Genomic DNA, 19,939 nt, shown 5'->3' with positions numbered 1-19,939 from the left:
GTCAACCTTTCGTCGTGAGCGTGTTCTCATCAAGGGGACGGAGCCGTTGAGCGGTTCTCGACATCGATAGGTTGGCGAATCGTGGAGAGTTTCAGATTCGGTCCAGGTTTCGTTGAGGTCGGCGATGACGGCGCGGTGGTGCAGGTGTTGCACCCCGACGGCCGACGGGTCCTGCTGGACGACGGGGTCGTGCACGACAGTCTGCATGCCTGGGGCAAGGGATTCGTGATCACGGACCGGGCGGCATACCGTTTCGACAACCCGGCGTTCACGCGGTGGCGGAGCAGCGGCATCGACCTGATGTACCAGTTCGGCGAGCTGGAGCTGCGCGTCGGCCGCCGCTTCGGCGAGCACTGGACCGAGACGTACGAGCTCCGCAACACGAGCGCCGAGTCCATCGAGATCGGCTCGCTCGCGATCAGTACGCCGTACCGCGACGTCTACACGTCCAGCCGCGAGAGCCTCACCGGCGCCGTACATGCGCACGTCTGGACCGGTGGCGCGGACGCCTGGGTCTGGGCGGTGCCGATGGACGGGAGCGGACCAGGCCTAGGACTACAGCTGAAGGAGGGCGAGCTCTGGGCGTACTCCGTCGAGTCCCGCGAGCCCGGCACGAGCAGCAACATCCGCGGGCACATCTACCTCCACGTCACCGACCACGCCCGCGCGCCGCACGCGATGGGAGGCCAACCGGTGATCACGCTCGAGCCAGGTGCTTCCTACCGGTGGACCTGGCAGCTCGATTGGTATACCGATCTGCCCGCCTTCCACGCGGATCGCGCACCACTCATCGGTGCCGACCGTCTGGCAGCCGAGCTCAACGAGACGATCCAGCTCCACGACGGCCGCGAGATCACCGCGACCGAGCCCGGCATCAAGTACGTCGAATCAGCTGACGGCCGGTCCCGGATCGCGCTCCTCTTCCACGAACCGCTCCGGCAGATCGCCGAGCGCCGGGTCCGCTTCGTCCTCGACCGCCAACGCCGCCCCGAGCTGGCGGGCAGCCGCAGGTACGCCTTCGTGCCGTACGACAACGACAGCGGCCTGACCGTCCTGTCGAGCGCCTGGCGCGACTGGTCGGACGCGCGCGAGCGAGTAGGGATGGCCCTTCTCCTGCAGGAGGTCCGCGACCGCGGTTGGGGCGACCGCGTCGAGTTGGACGCGGCGCTCGACGGCTACGAGCAGTTCGTCCGCGAGTACCTGCTCGACGATGCCGGCACGATCCAGGACGACAGCGTCCATCAGAACGACGTACGCCTGTACAACTTCCCCTGGTTCGCACGCTTCCTGATCGGCCAGGGTGACCGGTCCGGCGCGACCCGCATCCTCAACCGGTACTACGAACTCGGCGGCGACCACTTCCTCGCGTTCGACCTCGGCCCGCTCCTCAGCGAGCTCGGCCTGCACGAGCACCTGATCCGGCATACCAAAACCTTCATCGGGTACGGCGACGAACTGCCGCCCCACGAGGTCAACTACGAGCAGTCGATGGTTGCCCCGCTCCTCGAGCTGCTCGTTTCGGCATACCAAATCGCGCCGGACGAGATTGACGGCGCCGAGCTGACCCGCCGTCTGCCCTGGCTGACCGCGTTCGCCGCCGACCAACCCGACGTACGGCTGCGGCACGTCCCGATCCGGCACTGGGACGGCTACTGGTTCGGCCGGCTGCGGTTGTGGGGCGACGTCTTCCCGCACTACTGGTCAGCGCTGAGCGCAGTCGTGTACGCCGCCTGGCCGCGCGAACTCGTCACGCCCGAACAAGCCGCCTGGCTCGACGCCGCCGAAGACGCGATCCTCCGCGCGAACCTGGTCAGCTTCAACGCGGACGGATCGGCGACGTGCGCATTCGTCTACCCGAGCTGCGTCAACGGCCAGCCCGCGCACCTCGCCGACCCTCTCGCCAACGACCAGGACTGGGCCCTCGTCTATGCGCTCAGGAGCGCGGCGTTCTGACGCTCGAGCTCCTTCACGGATCCGCCGACCCAACTCGGAGCCAGCAGAGCCGACAACGGATCCGGGAAGATCTCCTCATCGCCCGCCGCGACCCCGTCGAAGATCGCCGCCGCGACCGACTCCGGTGACGCCTTCGGCACGTCGAGATCTCGCGACATCTCGGTGTCCGTCGGCCCGGTCAGGACGGCATGCACCCGCACACCTTGCGGCGCCAGCAGCGCACGCTGCGACTGAGTCAACGAGAACGCGGCCGCCTTCGAGATCGAGTACGCCGGGATCATCGGCAGCGACGCGAGCGCTGCCACGGACAGCACGTTGACGATCGCGCCGCGCGACTCGACGAGCTGCGGCAGGAACGCCGAGGCCATCGCATGCGGCCCGAAGAGATTGACCGCCAGGTGCTGTTCCAGCTGCCCGCGGTCCGAGAGGTTGTCGTACGCCGCCAGGCCGGCGTTGTTGACCAGTACGTCGAGTGACTCGACGGCCTTCGCCGCGGCCTCGATCTGGGCCTGGTCGGTCACATCCAGGCTCAGATACGTCACCCGTTCATCCGGGTGCGTGCGCACGACGCGGGTTCCGGCGTACACACGTTTGGCGCCCCGGCGCAGGGCTTCCTCGACCAAGGCGCGTCCGATGCCTCGGTTGGCGCCGGTGATCAGGACGGTGCGGTTCTCGATGGACATGGCGTTCTCCGTTTCGGTTGTCCTTGCAGAGAGGACAGACCGCACCGACGACCGGAACTGCTCGCCCGGGGACCGATCAGTTCAGGCCCGCGCCGGTGTCACAACCAGTGCGAGGATGAATGACGACGGAGGTGACTCATGCCGGACGACCTGCTCCAGCGTGCGCGGGAAGGTGACCGGGAGGCGTTCGCGGCGCTGGTCGAGCCGCATCGCCGAGAGCTGCAGCTGCACTGCTACCGGATGCTCGGGTCGTTGCAGGACGCCGAGGACGCGCTGCAGGAAACGTTGCTCTCGGCATGGATCGGACTGAGCGGGTTCGAGGGCCGGTCGTCGGTCCGCACCTGGCTCTACCGCATCGCGACCAATCGGTGCCTGAATGTACTGCGCTCGTCGTCACGCCGACCGTTGCCGACGGCACCACTCCCGGTCCCGGCACCGGAGCCCTACCGTTCGGGCGAGGTCCTGTGGCTGCAGCCCTATCCCGATGTCCTCCTGGATGGCATACCAGATCAGCTGCCGGGACCGGAAGCACGGTACGAGTCGCGCGAGGCGATCTCGCTCGCGTTCGTCACCGCAGTACAACTGCTCCCGCCGAATCAGCGCGCGGTGTTGTTGCTGCGCGACGTACTGGGCTATCGAGCCAGTGAGACCGCGGAGCTGCTCGGTCTGACCGAGGCGGCCGTCAACAGCGCACTTGCTCGTGCTCGATCGACGATGGACGCTGCCGATCGATCCACGGGCGTCGGCGGCGCGGAGGAGCGCGAGTTGACCGACCGCTTCGTCGAGGCGTTCACCGCGCAGGACGTCGATGCGCTGGTCGCCTTGATGACCAGCGATGCGTGGGTGCGGATGCCGCCGCTGCCGTTCGAGTACCACGGCACCGAGGCCGCGCACCGATTCTTCACCGCGCTCGCTGCGCACCGGCGGTTGATCGCAGCGATGGTCCCGGTCGGCGCGAACGGTCAGCCGGCCTGGGGCGAGTACATCCGTGATCCGGTCACCGGCGGCCTCCACCTGATCGGCGTGGTCGTGATCAGCATCACCGGCGACCGCATCAACGAGATCGTCCACTTCGACACCACGGTCGCGTCGTACTTCGGTCTGCCGCGCACCCTCGACGGCTAGCCCAACGTCGGCAGCAACTCCTGCAGCTTGGTCATCAAATACGTGTGCACGCTCGTCCCGTAAGAGATCCGCGTCGCGCCGACAGCCGCGAGCTCTGCCGGCGTCGGTCCACCCGGTGAAGCATGCGCGTTGATCGGTCCGCCAACGCCCTCGACCACCTGAGCGAGCTGGTCAACCGGCGCGAGGATCGGATACACGCAGTCAACTCCGGCGCGACGGTACTCATGCCCCCGGCGTACCGCTTCCCCAACCGGATCGTCGACCGGCCGGATGAACGTGTCCACCCGAGCGTTGATCACCAGCTCGGCTCCCGCGGCCGCGCGTACTTCGGCCAAGTAGTCGGCCTGCTGTGCCACTTCGACCAGCCCGCCGTCGAGCGAGTCCTCCAGGTTGCAACCGACCGCGCCGGTCTCCAGCAACCGCTCGGCGAACTCCTTCGCCGGCAAGCCGTACCCGGCCTCCATGTCAGCGGTGACCGGTACGTCGACCGCCCGGACGATCTGCGCGACCGCCGCGAACATCGCCGACGGTGGCGTCAGCTGCCCGTCGTCGTACCCGAGGACGCGGGCGACCGCCCCGCTGCTGGTCGCAACAGCGGGGAAGCCGGCCTCTGCGATCAGACGGGCGCTCACCGGGTCCCACGCGTTCGGAAGGACCAGGGGAGTACCACCGTGATGCATGGCTCTGAACAGCTCGGCAGTCATCGTGAGCACCTCACGGCTTGTAATGGCCGGGCTCCATCTTCCCGGTCACGCCGACCCGGGTCCACATGTTGATCGTGATGATCAGCGCGATCAGCTGGGCCAGTTCCTTCTCGTTGAAGGCCGCGGCCGCGACCTCGTACACGTCGTCCGGGACGTGGTCGACGCTGATCAGCGTGATCGCCTCGGTCAGGTGCAGGGCTGCCTTCTCCTGCTCGGTGTAGAACTTGTCCGCCTCGCGCCACACCGGGAGCAGCGCGATCCGCTGCTGCTGGTCCGCGCCGAACTCGAGCAGGTCGAGCGAGTGCATGTCGGTGCAGTACGAGCAGCCGTTGATCTGCGAGGCCCGGATCCGGACCAGGTGCGCCAACTTCGGGTCCAGCCCGGCGTCGGACACCTTGTCCAGCTCGATCATGGCCTTGTAGAAGTCGGGGGCAAGGTTGGCGAGCTTGACCCGCCGCGTCGTTGAACTCATACCCTCACGCTATGACCGGATCGGCCCAGGTACGTGGTCCATTCCCACGGCAGATCCCTGGGCCAATGCGGTCCGCGGCTACGACAAGTTGTCAGGCCTTGTCGCGGCGGACGAGGTTGCGCAGCTGGGTCCACGCGGTGCGGAACGGCGTACGCGGTGCCCGTTTCGTCAGCGGTTTCATCAGCTCGTCGACAGGCGACGGCTGCGGTGTGACGGGGGCAGGGGTCTCGGGCGTGCTCTGAGAATCGGACATGACGTTCCCTAACGGGAGGGCCGGTTTGGCTTCACCACAGGGTGGGATGTCGTCGTTCCGGAGCTACCGCCACAGTACGCCTGTATGGACCGGAAAGCGCTAGCCGTGCAGTGAGCTGCTCAGACCGTCGAGGATCAGGTTGAGGCCGAAGTCGAACTCGTCGGCGAAGTCGTAGCTGGTCTTGAAGTAGTAGCCGGTGGCCATCTCGACGAGATGCGGGTAGTCACCCGCGGGGAACTGCTCCATGATCGAGTCCGCGACCGGCGCCACCGTGTCGGGGCCTTCGAAGGGGAGTCCGGCTTCCTGAAGCGCGAATCCGTAGGTATAGCTGTCGATCAGCGCGTACGCGTGCGCCGTCATCTCCAATGAGAAGCCCGCTGCCCGAAGAGTCGCGATGACCGCGTCGTGATGGCGGAGCGTCGCCGGCCCTGGGGTCGTCCGTGACTCCATCAGCCCGATCGCCCAGCGATGCCGCCGCAGTACCTGCCGGGCCGACGCCGCGCGCCGGCGCAGCTCGGAGCGCCAGTCGCCGCCGGGTGACGGCAGGTCGATCTCGCTGAAGACCACATCGACGATGCCGTCGAGGATCGCGTCCTTGTTGGCGACGTGGTAGTAGACCGACATCGGTTTCGCCCCGAGCTCCTGGGCCAGCGAACGGATCGTGAGAGCCCCGATCCCGCCCGCGTCGGCGACCCCGACGGCGGCAGCCAGCACCCGCTCCCGGCTCAGCCGCTGGCGGCCCTGTGCTGTGTCACCAGCTGACTTCTCCACCCCTGGACCATAGCAGTTTCGTACAAAGTACGATACGGTCGCCGTACTTAGTACGAAAGGCCATCGGCGCTGGGGGCTCCGACATCCAGGACACCAGGGGGAAACACCATGGCCAGCACGACCACGACCACCATGAGAGCGATCGTGCAGGACAGGTACGGCGACGCCGATGTCCTGCAGGTCAGGCAGATCGCCCGTCCCGAACCGGCCGCGACCGACGTGCTCGTCCGCGTGCACGCCGCCGGCCTCGACCGCGGCACCTGGCACGTGATGACGGGTACGCCGTACCTGCTCCGGCTCGCCTTCGGATTCCGCGGCCCGCGCAACCCCGTCCCCGGACGCGACGTCGCCGGCACGGTCGAGGCCGTCGGCTCCGGTGTCACCAAGTTCGCCGTCGGGGACGAGGTGTACGGCGAGGCGCCCGGCTCGTTCGCGGAGTACGCCGTCGCCCGTGAGGACAAGCTCGCCCACAAGCCGGCCAACCTCGCGTTCGAGGAGGCCGCCGTCGTCCCGATCTCGGCGCTGACCGCGCTGGACGCGTTGACCACCGGCCGGGTCGAGGCCGGGCAGCATGTCCTCGTCATCGGTGCATCAGGCGGCGTCGGCAGCTTCGCCGTACAGCTGGCCAAGGCCTTCGGGGCGGAAGTCACCGGCGTGGCCAGCACCTCCAAGCTCGATCTCGTCCGGGCGCTGGGCGCCGATCACGTCATCGACTACACGCGCGACGACTTCGCCGCGAGTGGCGATCGCTACGACCTGATCATCGATATCGCCGGCAACCCCACGCTCTCCAGGCTCCGACGCGCACTGACGCCGACCGGCACGGTTGTCATCACCGGTGGTGAGGACGGCGGCGGCCCGAGCGGCGGGATGAACCGGCAGTTCCGGGCACTGGCCCTGTCGCTGTTCGTGCGCCAACGGCTGACCTTCTTCGTCAACAGTGTGCGCGGCAGCGACCTCGAACGACTCACCGCCCTGATCGAGACCGGCAAGGTCACCCCGAGCCTCGACCGCACCTACCCGCTCGACCAGGTCGGGGACGCCATGCGCCACCTGACCACCGGCAAGGCCCGCGGCAAGATCGCGATCACCGGGATGTCCGCATGATCACCGTCGAAGGACTCTCGAAGAAGTACGGCGGCACGCTTGCGGTCGACGACGTCAGCTTCACCGCCGCCGCGGGCCGGGTGACCGGATTCCTCGGTCCGAACGGCGCCGGCAAATCGACCACGATGCGGATCATGGTCGGCCTGACCCGAGCCACCTCCGGAACGGCAACGATCGCCGGACGGAAGTTCTCGGACCTGCCGAACCCGGGACGCGAGGTGGGAGTCCTGCTCGACGCGTCCGCACAACACGCCGGTCGCACCGGACGCGAGATCCTGACCCTGGCGCAGCGCCTGATGGGCCTGCCGCGCACACGGGTCGAGGAGATGCTGACCACGGTCAGCCTGACCCCGGACGAGGCCTCCCGCCGGGTGGGGGAGTACTCGCTCGGCATGCGTCAACGGCTCGGCATCGCGACCGCGCTGATCGGCGACCCCGACGTACTGATCCTCGACGAGCCTGCGAACGGGCTGGACCCGGCCGGTATCCGTTGGATGCGGGACCTGCTCCGCGGGTACGCCGACCGCGGCGGGACCGTCCTGTTGTCCTCGCATCTGCTGCACGAGATCGAGGTCATCGCCGACGACATCGTGATGATCGGCCACGGCCGGATCGTCTCGCACGGCACCAAGACCGAACTACTGCACGCCGCCGGCACCATCGTTCGCGCCGTCGATCTGGCCCGCCTCGAGCAGGCTCTGACGGACTGGGGACTGACCGCGAGCGCGACCGGCGACGGCGCGCTGCGGACCGACGCGGACGCCGCACTGGTCGGGACGGTGGCGCTCGAGTCGGGTATCGCGCTGACCGAACTGCGCGCCGCGGAGGGCGCCGGCCTGGAGGAGATGTTCCTCGAGCTCACATCCACGACCCAGCGCGAAGGAGCACCGGCATGACCGCCGTCGCAGTAGAAGCAGTCCGGCCGCGCCGGGCCGTCGTCCCATCGGTCCCGCTGACCCGGATCATCGCGGTCGAGCTCCGCAAGATGTTCGACACCCGATCCGGTTTCTGGCTGATCGCCAGCATCGCGATCACCGCCGTACTCGCGGCCACCGGGGTGATCCTGTTCGCCGAGCCTGCCCAGCTCACATACTCGACCTTCGCGACCGCGATCCGGTTCCCGGTGGTGATCATCCTGCCGTTGGTCGCGATCCTGGCCGTCACCAGTGAATGGAGCCAGCGCACCGGTCTGACCACGTTCACGCTCGTCCCGCACCGGGGTCGGATCATCACCGCCAAGGCGATCTCGTCGGTCGTCATCGCGATCGCGGCGATGGCGCTGACCTTCGCAGTAGGTGCCCTCGGCAACTTGATCGGTGCAGCCGTGACCGGTGCCGATCTGGTCTGGGACGTGACGATCACCCAATGCCTGTACTACGTCCTCGGCATGGTGCTGAGTCTGCTGGTGGGCTTCATGCTGGGCGTCCTGATCAGGGCCTCGATCGGGGCGGTGGTGGCGTACTTCGTCCTCACCTTCCTGCTGCCGACGGTCTTCAGCCTGCTGGCTGCGGGCTCGCACTGGTTCCACAACCTGCAGCCGTGGGTCGACATCCAGTTCGCTCAGAGCGGCCTGTTCGTCTTCGACAAATCCCTCACCGGCGAGCAATGGGCCAACATCGGTGTCACGGGAATCGTCTGGCTCGTCATCCCGCTACTCATCGGACTCCGAATGGTCATGCGAGCAGAGGTCAAGTGACAACGAATCGAGAGGGCCGGATGACCGGGCGAACAGTCCTGGTCACCGGCGGCACCGGTGGCATCGGCAAGGCAACCGCCATAGGCCTGGCCATCCTCGGCGCCCGCGTCGCGATCACCGGTCGCGACCGGGCGCGCGCCGAGGCGGCCGCGGCCGAGATCCGTACGAGGTCCGGTGCGCAGGTGGACGTGTTCGTGGCCGACCTGTCGTCCCAGTCGGAGGTACGCCGCTTGGCCGCCGCCGTACTGGCCGAGCTGCCGCGGATCGACGTACTGGTCAACAACGTCGGCGGGTATTGGGACACGAGGCACCTCACCGCCGACGGCCTCGAGCGGACCTTCGCGCTGAACCACCTCGCGCCGTTCCTCCTCACGCACCTCCTCCTCGACCGGCTCGAGGCGAGCGCGCCGGCGCGGGTGGTCACGGTGTCGTCGAGTGCCCAGGCCGCCGGGCGTATCGACTTCGGCGATCTTCAAGGAGAGCAGTTGTACTCCGGTGCAGCTGCCTACAGCCAGTCCAAGCTCGCCAACCTGCTGTTCAGCTACGAGCTGGCCAGGCGGGTGCGATCCGGCCGCATCACGGCGAACGCGCTGCATCCGGGGGTGGTGAGTACGTCGTTCGGGGCCGAGGATCCCAGCGGCGTGCAGCGGATGGTGGTCCCGTTCCTGCGGCCGTTCATGAGGTCCGCGGCCAAGGGCGCGATGACTTCGATCCACTTGTCCTCGGCACCTGCGCTCAGCCGGGTGACGGGTGGGTTCTTCACCAACGGCCGGCCGGGCAGGTCCTCGGTACGTAGCTATGACGAGGTCGCCGCGGGGCGGCTCTGGGGGATCAGTGAGGAACTGGTCGCGGGCTGAGGCGCGATAAAGTCCGGTTTCATGGAGGATTCCGAGGCGGGGGCGGATCTGCATCTGGATCTGGCCGCCGCGCGGGGGCGGAACGAGCTGGTGCATGCCTTGCACGAGTCGATCCGGACGGGGCGGTTGCCCGCCGGGACTCGGTTGCCGTCGTCGCGGTCGTTGGCGAAGGATCTCGGGATTGCGCGGAACACGGTCGCGGATGCGTACGGGCAGCTGGTGGCCGAGGGGTGGCTGACTGCGCGGCAGGGGTCCGGGACGGTGGTTGCCAACCGGGCCGCCGTACCGTCGATGACGGCTGTGGTGCTCCCGGAGGAGCGGTCGTATCGGTACGACCTGACGCCGGGGTCTCCGGATGTGGCGACGTTCCCGCGGACGGAGTGGTTGGCGGCGGCACGCAAGGCGTTGACGCTGGCGCCGAACGAGGCGTTCGGGCTGGGCGATCCGCGCGGCCGGATCGAGCTGCGGCGGGAGCTTGCGGACTATCTCGCCCGGGCTCGCGGGGTGCGGGCGGATCCGGAGCGGATCCTGATCTGCTCGGGGTACGTGCAGGCCTTGAGTCTGCTGGGCGAGGCGATCAAGAACCTCGGCGGGACGACGATCGCGGTCGAGGAGTTCGGGTACGGGCTGCATCGGGATGTGATCCGGGCGCGTGGTCTGTCGGCTGTGGCGGTGCCGGTCGACGAGTTGGGTGCGCAGACGGCGCGGCTGACCGGGCAGGGCGTGTTGCTGACGCCGGCGCACCAGATGCCGACGGGCGTGCCGCTCGCGCCGGAGCGTCGTACCGCTGCTGTCGAGTGGGCGCGGGAGAGCGGCGCGGTGCTGATCGAGGACGACTACGACGGCGAGTTCCGGTACGACCGGCAGTCGGTGGGGGCGCTGCAGGCGCTCGATCCGGAGCGGGTCGTCTACACGGGTACGGCGAGCAAGAGTCTCGCGCCCGGCCTGCGACTGGCGTGGATGGTGCTGCCGCAACGCCTGATCGAACCGGTGGTCGCCGCGAAGCGCACAGCGGATTACCAGACCGCGACGCTCGACCAGTTGATCCTCGCCGAATTCATTGCCTCCGGCCACTACGACCGCCACGTACGCCGTTCCCGCCTGCACTACCGCCGCCGCCGCGACCGCCTGGTCGAACTCCTGGCCGTCCGCGCCCCCAACGTCCAGGTAGCCGGCATCTCCGCCGGCCTGCACGTCCTCCTCGACGTACCGGGCGACGCCGAGGACATCGTCACTCGAGCCGCCCGCCAAGGCCTGGGCCTGGCCAACCTCTCCACGTACCACTTCAACCCAACTCCAGCCACCCGCCAAGCCGTCATCGTCGGCTACGGCACCCCACCCGACCACGCCTACCCCGGAGCCCTAGACCTCCTGTGCCAGGTGCTTGGCGTGTAGCTCCCGGATGTCGTCCGGACCGACCCGGCAGCAACCGCCGACGTACGTGGCCCCGGCTCCCACCCACTCCGACGCCAGTACGGCCAGCTTCGTACCGTCGCCTGTCCACCGTCGCCCGATGGCATCCCACGACTCGCCGCTGTTCGGGTAGGCGATCGCCGGCTTCCCCGTGACCGAGATAGCTGTCTCCACGGCGTGCAGTACGTCGTCCGGCCGGCAGCAGTTGATGCCTACGGCAACCACCTGGTCGATGGCCGCGATCGCGAAGGCGTCCCGCAGTGGTTGGCCGGCGCGGGTGCGCGAGCCGTCGATCGAGTACGAGAACCACGCCGGGTAGTCCAGCTCGGCTAACAGCTCCACCAGCACCTCGGCTTCCTGAGCGTCGGGGATGGTTTCGATGGCAATCAGGTCAGGGCCGGCGTTCATCAGCAGTTCGAGGCGCGGCCCGTGAAAGTCGCGCAGGACGGCCGAGGTCACCCCATAGCGACCGCGGTACTCCGAGCCGTCCGCCAGCATCGCGCCGTACGGGCCGACGGACGCGGCGACCAGTCTCCCGGGGAACTCGTCGCGCACCTCCCGCGCGATCCGCACGCTGCTCGCGATCAGCTGCTCCGCCTCGGCCCGCCCAACGCCGGCCCGCTCGAACCCGACCACGCTCGCCTGGTAGCTCGCCGTCGTCGCGACCATCGCGCCTGCTTCGTAGTACGCACGATGAACCGCCGCGATCTCCGCCGGATCGTCCCGCAACAACCGCGCCGACCACAGCGCGTCGGACAGGTCGTGACCGCGGTCCTCGAGAGCGTTCGAGAGACCACCGTCGAGGATGACCAAACCGTCAGAGGCCTTGGACAAGTTCGAAGACCTCGTCCGCGCAGCCCCACGACAGTGTGACGCCCGACCCGCCGTGCCCGTAGCAGTGGATCACCGGCTCGCCCGTCCGCGTACGCACGAGCTCGCACCGGATCGTCGGCCGCGCCGGCCGCAGACCGACCCGCTGCCGGATGATCTTCGCCTTGCGGAGCTGGGGAACGAGCTCCGCCGCGCGCTCGAGGATCGCCGAACTGGTCGAAGGATCGACGGCCAGGTTCCAGTCGCCCGGCTGGCTCGTGCCGCCGACGACCACGTCTTTCTCCCGCGGGACCACATAGGTCAGCTCGGTCGGCGACCGATCCGCAAGCAACCACTCGGTCAGCCCACAAGGCTCGACCGTCATCACCTGACCACGCACCGGCGTCACCGTCGGATCACTCGCGGTCAGTCGCGCGCCGAGTCCCGTGCAGTTCACGACCAGGTCGGCCCCGGTCGGCAACGCGGACAAAGCCGCCCGAGTCAATGTCCCGCCGGCCTGCTCGAGCCGCTTCACCAACGCAGGCAGGTACGCCGGCATGTCGATCACCGGCGCCGTGAACGACCACCCGTCCACGAACCCCTCCGGCGGCGACCCGAGCCGCGTGAGATCAGGCAGTACGTCGGCCCACCGCGGATCCGGCGTACGTTCGGTCAGGAACTCCCGCCCGTGCCGCAGTTGCACCGACGGCTCGATCTCCGCCAGCTTCGCGAACTCCTCGTACGACGCCCGCGACCAGCCGGCCACCCGATCCTCCGGCGCCGACAGGTACGGGTACCAGATCGCGGCCGCGACGGACGATGTCGTCTCCAACGGCAGGTCCCGGGCGAACACGGCCACGTCGTACCCGCCCTCGGCGAGCCGGACGGCACAGCTCAGCCCGATCACGCCCGCACCGACCACGATCACGCGCATTCACACAGTGTTACCCAAGCACCGTGATCACGCCAGCGTGCTACAGCTTGACCGCCAGCGAGTAGAAGCGGGTGATCTGGGTGGCGCCGTTGTTGTCGTCGGACATCAGGTACAGCTGCCGCCGCCCGCCGGGCAGGTTTCCACCCAGAGCAAGCGCCTCGACGTTGTCCAGCAGCGGGTTCGGCTGCGGCTGCTTGGCGACCGCGCCCGACGGCGGGCAGTTCACCAGGTCGAACAGCAGCTTCTTCTGCAGGAAGACCTTCTCCGGCGCATCGGCCAGCGACGCCACCTTGGTCACATCCGACGCCCGCCGCAGCGACACGGTGAACACGCGGATCGTGTTCCCGACACCCGCGGTGAACGTCCGCTCCATGGACACCAGCTCGGTCGGGCTCACCCACGCAAGCTCGACCAGCGCAAGGCCCGGATCCGGCTTGTAGGCGTACTGCGCGATCGGCCGGTACTGATGCCCCGGCAGACCGAAGTACCGAATGATGCGGTTGCGAGTGCGGTTGTTCGCGTCCGTGCCGTCCGACGCGAGCGGGCCCTCCATGCCGGCGAACAACGACAGCCCGTCGCGGCTGACCGCCAGCGACTCGAACGTCGCGTTGCTGGTCGCCTCGCCGGCCGGCGCGACCTGGAACCGGCTCGGGACCGGCAGTGACGCGATCTCCTTGCCGTCCGACAGCCGGAAGCGGCGGATCGACGGCTCACGCTCCGAGGTCGCGAGGATGGTGCGATCGCCCCGCTCGACGACCAGGCCTTCGCCGTCGAAGTCGCCGCCGTTGTACGGAGTACCGTCCGGGCGGGTGAGGATCGTCATCCCGTCGACGCGTACCGAGGTCGGCTTGCTGTTGACCTTGAGGTCGAACACGCGGGCCGGCGTGGTCCCGACGTTGTCGACCAGCGCGAGCGCGCTGTGCGGGCCGGTGACGTTGAGTGCCGACAGGCCGGCGACCGGCTGGCCGTCGAACGTGGTCTTGTCCAGCGCGTCGCTGAAGCCGAGGAAGCTGGCGTCCGGCGAGCAGGCCCCGCCGCTGCCAGGTTTGCCGTGGTGGTTGTCAGGTGTCGCGGACGCGGTCAGCGTCGTGGTGAGAGCGGTCAGCACAACTGCTGCGGCGAACGGCTTCTGCCAACGCATTCCAGGCTCCTAGCGAGAGACGACGGCTCCGATCAAAACCTATCCTGCGCAACAGCAGTTGAACGCCCGGTTACTCGCTCACACCGCGGCTCAGCAGCACGGTCGCGATGAAGGTCCGGTACAGCTCCAGCGGATCATCGTTGCGCAGAGCAATGACCTTGTCCTCGCGGCGTTCGACGTTCCGCAGCGCACACGCCAGCTCGGCGAACGCCCGGCTGTGGAACCGGACGGTCAGCTCGGCCGGCAGTGTGATGCTCGGCGGCCTGATGTCGCTCAGCCGCGCGAGCGCGCGCCGGGCGCCGTCGTGGATCAGCTCGCGGGCCCGTTCCGGATGTACGGAGAGCGCGGCGTTGTGCGAGACCGAGTCCTTGACGACGACCGACTCGATGTCCGGGCAGAACGGCTGCGCCTCGTCGATCGTCACCCGGTCGCCCGAGATCAGTACGACGGGAACGCCGTACGCGAGCGCCACCAGCGCGTTGATCCCGGCCTCACCGGTGATCGTGCCGTTCAGGCGTACTTCGGCGATCGCGCGCGGGTTGTACGTGTGGTGCAGTACGGACCCCGTCGAGCCGGCCGACCCGTGGTACGAGACGAAGAACGCCGCGTCGTAGGAGTCGTCGAGACCCTCCATCATGTACAGCGGCTTGTGCTTGCCGGACAGGTAGCTCGCGCGACCGTGCAGCGCGCCGGGACGCAGGTTCTGCATGGTCGAGTGCGAGTCGTTGACGAGGAACTCGGTGCCGCCGGCAGCCACCGCGCCGTCGATCGCGGCGTTGACCTCGGCCTGCAGTTGACCTCGGTAGTACTCGTACTCCGGACCGGGTCCGCGACACTGACTCCAGTCGACGACGCCCGCCGTACCTTCCATGTCCGTTGACAAGAAGACCCTCATCTAGCGCACCATACAGGGCCGTTTCGGGTCGAAGGTCCAGTCCTTGATGAGGTACTGCATGGCGATCGCGTCGTTGCGGGCGCCGAGACCGTGCTCCAGGTAGAGCTCGTGTGCTGCGTCCACCGCGTCGCGGTCGAGCTCGACGCCGAGGCCGGCGCGGGTGGGTACGGCGATCTCGCCGCCGCTGATCTGCAACGGCTCCTTCGTGAGGGCCTGGCCGTCCTGCCAGATCCAGTGCGTGTCGAGCGCGGTGATGTCGCCGGGCGCGGCCGCGCCGACCTGCGTGAACATTGCGAGCGAGATGTCGAAGTGGTTGTTCGAGTGCGAACCCCAGGTCAGCCCGAAGTCGTTGCAGAGCTGCGCGACCCGCACCGATCCAGCCATCGTCCAGAAGTGCGGGTCGGCCAGCGGGATGTCGACGGCGTCCATCCGGATCGCGTGCGCGAGTTCGCGCCAGTCGGTCGCGATCATGTTGGTCGCCGTGCGGAGTCCGGTATACCGCTTGAATTCGGCCATCGTCTCCCGGCCGGAGAACCCGGGCTCGGCGCCGCACGGGTCCTCGACATACGCGAGTACGTCGTCCAGTCCCGAGCAGACCGCGATAGCCTCGCGGACCGACCAGGCCCCGTTCGGATCAACCGTGATGCGCGCCGACGGGAAGCGTTCATGCAGCGCGCGGACCGCGTCGATCTCCACCTGCGAGTCGAACACGCCGCCCTTCAGCTTGAAGTCCGCAAACCCGTACCGCTCCTGAGCAGCCTCCGCCAAAGCAACAACCGCCTCCGCCGTCAACGCCGGCCGCCGCCGCAGTTCCTCCCACTTGCTGCCACCGTCATCGGTTCGGTAGGGCAGGTCTGTCTGCGCTATATCCCCGACGTAGAACAGATAACCAAGCACTGGGACTGCGGTGCGTTGTTGCCCGTCCCCGAGCAGTTCGGCGACTGGTATACCAAGGTGCTGGCCAAGCAGATCCAGCAACGCGGACTCGAGCCCTGTCACCGCGTGCACGGTCGTGCGGAGGTCGAAGGTTTGCAGCCCGCGCCCACCGCTGTCCCGTTCCGCGAACGTCGTGGAGACCTCGCGGAGCAGACTCCGATGCCGGCTGAGCTGTTGTCCGACGAGAAGCGGCGCGGCCTCGCGGATGGTGTCGGCGATCTTCTCGCCGCCTGGCACCTCGCCGAGCCCGGTATTACCTGAGCTGTCGGTCACGATCACGACGTTCCGGGTGAAGAACGGGCCATGCGCACCGCTCAGATTGAGCAGCATGCTGTCGTACCCGGCGACCGGCACGACCTCGACGGATGCAACGGTCGGTGTCATTTGACCTTCCCGATCAAGCCGATCAACTTGGTCAGCTGCGCCAGTTCGTCAGCGGTCAGGTCCTGTAACGGCGGACGCACCGGCCCTGCGGACCGTCCGATCGCGTTCACGCCGGCCTTCACGATCGAAACGGCATACCCCTTCACCCGATCCCGGATGTCCAGGTACGGCAGCACGAATTCGTTCAGCTTTTGGTATACCGAAGTACGGTCCTGCGCGACCACGTCCGCATAGAAGCCGAGCGCGAACTCCGGCACGAAGTTGAAGATCGCCGACGAGTACGTGCTGTACCCGAGTTGCAGCAGCGGCAGCGCGAACGTCTCGGCCGTCGGCAGCCCGCCGATGTACGTGAGCCGCTCACCCACCCGCGCGTACGTCCGCGTCATCATCTCGATGTTGCCGACCCCGTCCTTGAGACAGACCAGGTTCGGATTCCGCTCCACGAGCTCGGCGACCGAGACGTCGTTGAGGATCGCGTTCGCCCGGCTGTACACGGTCACGCCGAGGTTCGTGCTTTGGCATACCGCCGTCACGTGCTCGATCAGACCGCGCTGCCCCGCCTCGGTCAGGTACGGCGGCAGCAGCAGGATCCCGTCCGCTCCAGCAGCCTCGGCCGTTTGCGCTCCCGCGATCGCGGTCGCCGTACCGCCGGTGGCCGGTGCGATCACCGGGACCCGTCCGTTCACCTCCGACACAGCTGTCCGTACGACGGTGTCGATCTCGGCCGTGGTCAGCGAGAAGCCCTCGCCGGTACCGCCCGCGGCGAAGAGGCCCGCGACGTCGTACTGGCTGAGCCACGACAGGTGCTCGCGGTAGGCGGCCTCGTTGAAGCTCAGATCCGGGTGGAAATGCGTGACGGGGAACGAGAGCAAGCCGGTCCTCAGCTGCGCTGCCAGCTCGGTGGGGGAGTAGTGGGTCACGCTGGTCAGCGTAGGAAGGCTGGTGGATACCTGTCCAAGATCGATTTTGGATCTAGCGATGCTCTGGGAGCATCGTGAGCACCCGTCGCAGCACCGGAGTGGTCGTGTCCCGCCGCCAGATCGCGTGCAGCTCGACCGGGTCGCCGGCGTCCTCGAGGTCGCAGTACGTAACGCCCTCCACGCCGAGGCTGCGGGCTGACGCCGGGACCAGTGCGACGCCGCGTCCGGCTGCGACGAGCAGGATCACAGTCAGGATCTGCTGCACCCGCTGCTCGATCCTCGGGTGACACTCGGCGAGGAACCGCACGGTCAGTTCGTGGAAGTAGCGCGCCTGGGTCGGCGAGTAGCTGATCACCTGTTCACCCGCGAAGTCGGCCGCGGTCAACGGCCGGCTGAAAGCCGCTAGCCGATGGTTGCCGGGGACAACAGCACAGAGAGGCTCGCGGTATACCACCCGCGAGTCCAGTACGTCGGTGTCGAACGGCGGCCGCCCGAGGCCGAGATCGAGCTCGCCGCGCAGCAGGCCGTCGAGCTGCGCGGGCGTGACTCGCTCGTGCAGGATCACGTCGACGTCGGGCAACTCCTCCGACAGCCGACGCAGCAGCGGACCGAGCGTACGAATCGCCGAGGTCGCGGTGAAGCCGAGCCGCAGTGTCCCGGCCGCGCCCCGGTCGACCCGACGCGCCAGATCACCCGCGGTCTCAACCAGCGCCAGCAGCCGTCGAGCCTCAACCAGAAACGCCCGCCCCGCCTCGGTCAGCTCGACCTTACGGTTGTCCCGTTCAAGCAACCGCACCCCGACGGCCCGCTCAAGCTTCTGCACCTGCCGACTCAGCGGCGGCTGGGTCATACTCAGCCGCTCCGCTGCCCGCCCAAAGTGCAACTCCTCGGCGACAGCGACAAAGGCGCCCAACTGGTCGAGCGAAAACATGATTCCCAAAAGGTATCACTCCACGCCCGACCCGCCTCGGAGTGCATGAACACCGCGACCGAAGCCTCGCCGCGGTGGCTGTCCCGCCTGGCTGGCTCGGGACTGCCCGGCGTGATTACGTCCCGTTGGTGAGGCGGTGGCGGGTGTTTGAGAGGTGGAGGCGGGTCGCTGCGCGGGCTGCTTCGGGGTCGGAGCGGGTGATGGCGGCGTAGATGTTCTCGTGTTCGAGGATGACGCGGGTGAGATGGGTCGCGTCGGACATCTCGTACGCCGGGTCGAGCCGGGTGCGCGGCAGCATGATCATCATCGGGCCGAGGTCAGCGATCAGGTCGGAGTAGAACCGGTTGCCTGAGGCAACCGCAACCTTCAGGTGGAACGCGAAGTCCGCCTCCACCGACCGGGCTGGGTCGTCCCCGATCCGCCGGTAGTCGTCCAGCGCCCGCTCGATCCCCTTCAGTTGGTATTCCGTCCGTCGACCCGCCGCCAGCCCGGCCGCCTCGCTCTCCACGCCGATCCGGAAGTCCATCAGCTCCAGCACATCCCGATGCGATCGCACCTCGCGCAACCCCGACGTACGCTCCGGAACCTCCAGCACGAACGAACCGCGCCCCTGGAACGTCTCCACCAGCCCGGCCGCCTGCAGCCTGGAGACCGCTTCGCGCACCACCGTCCGGCTCACGCCGAACTCCTCCACCAGACCGTTCTCACCCGGCAACTTCTCGCCGGGCCTGATCTCCCCGCTCAGAATTCGTTGCTTCAGCTCCTCAACGATTTGGTATGCCAAACCGCTCATCGGAACTCGCAACTGTCGACCGTCCACCGCGCGCACTGCTCGCTGGTCGTGAAGCCGAGCCCTGGCCGGTCCGGTACGAGCATCCGGCCGTCGATCGTCTCCAGACGCTCGTTGAACAAGGGATTCAGCCACTCGAAGTGCTCGACCCAGGGTTCGCGCGGATAAGCAGCCGCGAGGTGCAGGTGGATCTCCATCGCGAAGTGCGGAGCCAGCTGAAGGCCGTTGTGGTCGGCAAGCGTCGCGAGCTTGAGGAACGGCGTGATGCCGCCGATCCGCGGTGCGTCCGGCTGGATGATGTCGGCGGCCCGCGCCTCGATCAGCCGGACGTGTTCGCCGACGCTCGACAACATCTCGCCGGTCGCGATCGGAGTGTCCAGCGCCGCCGCCAGCTCCGCGTGACCGATGGCGTCGTACGCGTCGAGCGGCTCCTCGATCCAGACCAGGTCGAACTGCTCGAGCACGCGGCCGAAACGCAGCGCGGTCGGGCGGTCCCACTGCTGGTTCGCGTCGACCATCAGCGGTACGTCGTCGCCGAGGTGCTCGCGGACGGCACGGACCCGTTCGAGGTCGATCCGGGTGTCGGGCTGGCCGACCTTGATCTTGATCCCGCCGATGCCGTCGGCAAGTGATTTCGAGGCGCGCTCCTTGACCTCTTCGATCGGCGCGTGCAGGAAGCCGCCGGACGTGTTGTACGCACGGACCGAGTCGCGATGCGCGCCGAGCAGCTTCGCCAGCGGGAGGTCGGCCCGCTTCGCCTTCAGGTCCCAGAGTGCGATGTCGATCGCCGCGATCGCCTGCGTCGCGACGCCGGATCGGCCGACCGATGCGCCGGCCCAGAGCAGCTTGTCGTACACCTTCGCGATGTCGGACGGATCCTCGCCGATCAACCCCGCCGCGATCTCCTTGGCATGCGCGTACTGCGCCGGACCGCCGGCGCGCTTGGAGTAGCTGAACCCGATTCCGTGCTGCTCCTGCTCGGTCGCGATCTCCGCGAACAGGAACACGATCTCGGTCATCGGCCGCTGCCGCCCGGTCAGCACCTTCGCGTCGCTGATCGGCTGATCCAGCGGAAGGACCACGGACGAGAGCTTCACCTGGCGGATGCGATCCATGGCCAGTGATCGTACAAGTCATCAACTTGTCCAACAAGAGCACGGATTG

21 protein-coding genes are annotated in these 19,939 nt (G+C 67.9%); 7 read left to right on the top strand and 14 right to left on the bottom strand.

The window, feature by feature from the left end; all coding sequences use genetic code 11:
- Window positions 1-81 precede the first annotated feature (81 nt).
- Window positions 82-1,953 carry a hypothetical protein gene (locus ACFWUU_RS36295; protein WP_380182643.1) on the top strand — a complete coding sequence of 624 codons (1,872 nt, stop codon included), beginning with the start codon at window positions 82-84 and terminating at the stop codon, window positions 1,951-1,953.
- Here ACFWUU_RS36295 and ACFWUU_RS36290 read toward each other — a convergent pair.
- Window positions 1,926-2,636, bottom strand: a complete 711-nt coding sequence (locus ACFWUU_RS36290) for an SDR family NAD(P)-dependent oxidoreductase (RefSeq protein ID WP_380182641.1) — start codon at window positions 2,634-2,636, stop codon at window positions 1,926-1,928. The genes ACFWUU_RS36295 and ACFWUU_RS36290 overlap by 28 nt on opposite strands.
- A 138-nt stretch (window positions 2,637-2,774) precedes the next feature.
- Between ACFWUU_RS36290 and ACFWUU_RS36285 the strand changes: the two genes are divergently transcribed.
- The gene (locus ACFWUU_RS36285) at window positions 2,775-3,761 is read left to right on the top strand and encodes a sigma-70 family RNA polymerase sigma factor (protein WP_380182639.1); all 987 of its coding nucleotides are present in this window, start codon (window positions 2,775-2,777) and stop codon (window positions 3,759-3,761) included.
- Here ACFWUU_RS36285 and ACFWUU_RS36280 read toward each other — a convergent pair.
- The 4 genes from ACFWUU_RS36280 to ACFWUU_RS36265 form a co-directional block, all read right to left on the bottom strand.
- A complete protein-coding gene (locus ACFWUU_RS36280) occupies window positions 3,758-4,465 on the bottom strand; it encodes an isocitrate lyase/phosphoenolpyruvate mutase family protein (protein ID WP_380182637.1) in 708 nt (235 codons plus the stop codon). The two genes, ACFWUU_RS36285 and ACFWUU_RS36280, sit on opposite strands and share 4 nt — an antisense overlap.
- A 10-nt stretch (window positions 4,466-4,475) precedes the next feature.
- Window positions 4,476-4,937, bottom strand: coding sequence for a carboxymuconolactone decarboxylase family protein (locus ACFWUU_RS36275; protein WP_380182636.1), 462 nt, complete (start codon window positions 4,935-4,937; stop codon window positions 4,476-4,478).
- A gap of 91 nt (window positions 4,938-5,028) precedes the next feature.
- On the bottom strand, window positions 5,029-5,190 hold the full coding sequence (locus ACFWUU_RS36270) for a hypothetical protein (RefSeq protein ID WP_380182634.1): 162 nt from the start codon (window positions 5,188-5,190) through the stop codon (window positions 5,029-5,031).
- A 99-nt stretch (window positions 5,191-5,289) separates the two neighbouring features.
- A complete protein-coding gene (locus ACFWUU_RS36265; RefSeq protein ID WP_202878053.1) occupies window positions 5,290-5,961 on the bottom strand; it encodes a TetR/AcrR family transcriptional regulator in 672 nt (223 codons plus the stop codon).
- Window positions 5,962-6,069: 108 nt separating this feature from the next.
- Here ACFWUU_RS36265 and ACFWUU_RS36260 point away from each other — a divergent pair, with 108 nt between their 5' ends.
- The 5 genes from ACFWUU_RS36260 to ACFWUU_RS36240 are packed head-to-tail and all read left to right on the top strand — an operon-like array spanning window position 6,070 to window position 11,016.
- Window positions 6,070-7,068: an NAD(P)-dependent alcohol dehydrogenase gene (locus ACFWUU_RS36260; RefSeq protein ID WP_380182632.1), complete on the top strand. Its 999-nt coding sequence runs from the start codon at window positions 6,070-6,072 to the stop codon at window positions 7,066-7,068.
- Window positions 7,065-7,964: an ABC transporter ATP-binding protein gene (locus ACFWUU_RS36255; RefSeq protein ID WP_137259467.1), complete on the top strand. Its 900-nt coding sequence runs from the start codon at window positions 7,065-7,067 to the stop codon at window positions 7,962-7,964. The genes ACFWUU_RS36260 and ACFWUU_RS36255 overlap by 4 nt, the downstream gene beginning before the upstream one ends.
- On the top strand, window positions 7,961-8,764 hold the full coding sequence (locus ACFWUU_RS36250) for an ABC transporter permease subunit (RefSeq protein WP_137259466.1): 804 nt from the start codon (window positions 7,961-7,963) through the stop codon (window positions 8,762-8,764). Before ACFWUU_RS36255 ends, ACFWUU_RS36250 begins: the two co-directional genes overlap by 4 nt.
- The gene (locus ACFWUU_RS36245) at window positions 8,761-9,621 is read left to right on the top strand and encodes an SDR family oxidoreductase (RefSeq protein ID WP_380182630.1); all 861 of its coding nucleotides are present in this window, start codon (window positions 8,761-8,763) and stop codon (window positions 9,619-9,621) included. Before ACFWUU_RS36250 ends, ACFWUU_RS36245 begins: the two co-directional genes overlap by 4 nt.
- A 21-nt stretch (window positions 9,622-9,642) precedes the next feature.
- Window positions 9,643-11,016, top strand: coding sequence for a PLP-dependent aminotransferase family protein (locus tag ACFWUU_RS36240; RefSeq protein ID WP_380182628.1), 1,374 nt, complete (start codon window positions 9,643-9,645; stop codon window positions 11,014-11,016).
- Here the strand turns inward: ACFWUU_RS36240 and mmuM are convergent.
- The 9 genes from mmuM to ACFWUU_RS36195 all read right to left on the bottom strand — a co-directional run bounded on the left by mmuM (window position 10,984) and on the right by ACFWUU_RS36195 (window position 19,890).
- Window positions 10,984-11,868, bottom strand: a complete 885-nt coding sequence (gene mmuM, locus ACFWUU_RS36235; RefSeq protein WP_380182626.1) for a homocysteine S-methyltransferase — start codon at window positions 11,866-11,868, stop codon at window positions 10,984-10,986. The genes ACFWUU_RS36240 and mmuM overlap by 33 nt on opposite strands.
- Complete coding sequence (locus ACFWUU_RS36230) at window positions 11,852-12,778, bottom strand: FAD-dependent oxidoreductase (RefSeq protein ID WP_380182624.1); 927 nt, start codon at window positions 12,776-12,778, stop codon at window positions 11,852-11,854. Before ACFWUU_RS36230 ends, mmuM begins: the two co-directional genes overlap by 17 nt.
- A gap of 40 nt (window positions 12,779-12,818) precedes the next feature.
- Entirely contained in the window at window positions 12,819-13,919 is a 1,101-nt protein-coding gene (locus ACFWUU_RS36225) for an esterase-like activity of phytase family protein (protein ID WP_380182622.1), read from the bottom strand.
- A gap of 70 nt (window positions 13,920-13,989) precedes the next feature.
- Window positions 13,990-14,814: a M55 family metallopeptidase gene (locus tag ACFWUU_RS36220; protein ID WP_380182620.1), complete on the bottom strand. Its 825-nt coding sequence runs from the start codon at window positions 14,812-14,814 to the stop codon at window positions 13,990-13,992.
- A complete protein-coding gene (locus tag ACFWUU_RS36215; protein ID WP_380182618.1) occupies window positions 14,815-16,134 on the bottom strand; it encodes an enolase C-terminal domain-like protein in 1,320 nt (439 codons plus the stop codon).
- The gene (gene kdgD / locus ACFWUU_RS36210) at window positions 16,131-17,054 is read right to left on the bottom strand and encodes a 5-dehydro-4-deoxyglucarate dehydratase (RefSeq protein ID WP_380182616.1); all 924 of its coding nucleotides are present in this window, start codon (window positions 17,052-17,054) and stop codon (window positions 16,131-16,133) included. Before kdgD ends, ACFWUU_RS36215 begins: the two co-directional genes overlap by 4 nt.
- Window positions 17,055-17,106: 52 nt before the next feature.
- Window positions 17,107-17,985, bottom strand: a complete 879-nt coding sequence (locus ACFWUU_RS36205; protein WP_380182614.1) for a LysR substrate-binding domain-containing protein — start codon at window positions 17,983-17,985, stop codon at window positions 17,107-17,109.
- Window positions 17,986-18,100: 115 nt separating this feature from the next.
- Entirely contained in the window at window positions 18,101-18,778 is a 678-nt protein-coding gene (locus ACFWUU_RS36200; RefSeq protein WP_380182612.1) for a FadR/GntR family transcriptional regulator, read from the bottom strand.
- Window positions 18,775-19,890 carry a mandelate racemase/muconate lactonizing enzyme family protein gene (locus tag ACFWUU_RS36195; protein ID WP_380182610.1) on the bottom strand — a complete coding sequence of 372 codons (1,116 nt, stop codon included), beginning with the start codon at window positions 19,888-19,890 and terminating at the stop codon, window positions 18,775-18,777. The genes ACFWUU_RS36200 and ACFWUU_RS36195 overlap by 4 nt, the downstream gene beginning before the upstream one ends.
- Window positions 19,891-19,939 lie beyond the last annotated feature (49 nt).

Origin of the sequence: Kribbella sp. NPDC058693 (assembly GCF_042715335.1) — a bacterium.
Lineage (GTDB): Bacteria > Actinomycetota > Actinomycetes > Propionibacteriales > Kribbellaceae > Kribbella > Kribbella jiaozuonensis.
Note: the sequence above shows the minus strand (reverse complement) of the source record. Positions and strands in the feature narration are given on the sequence as shown.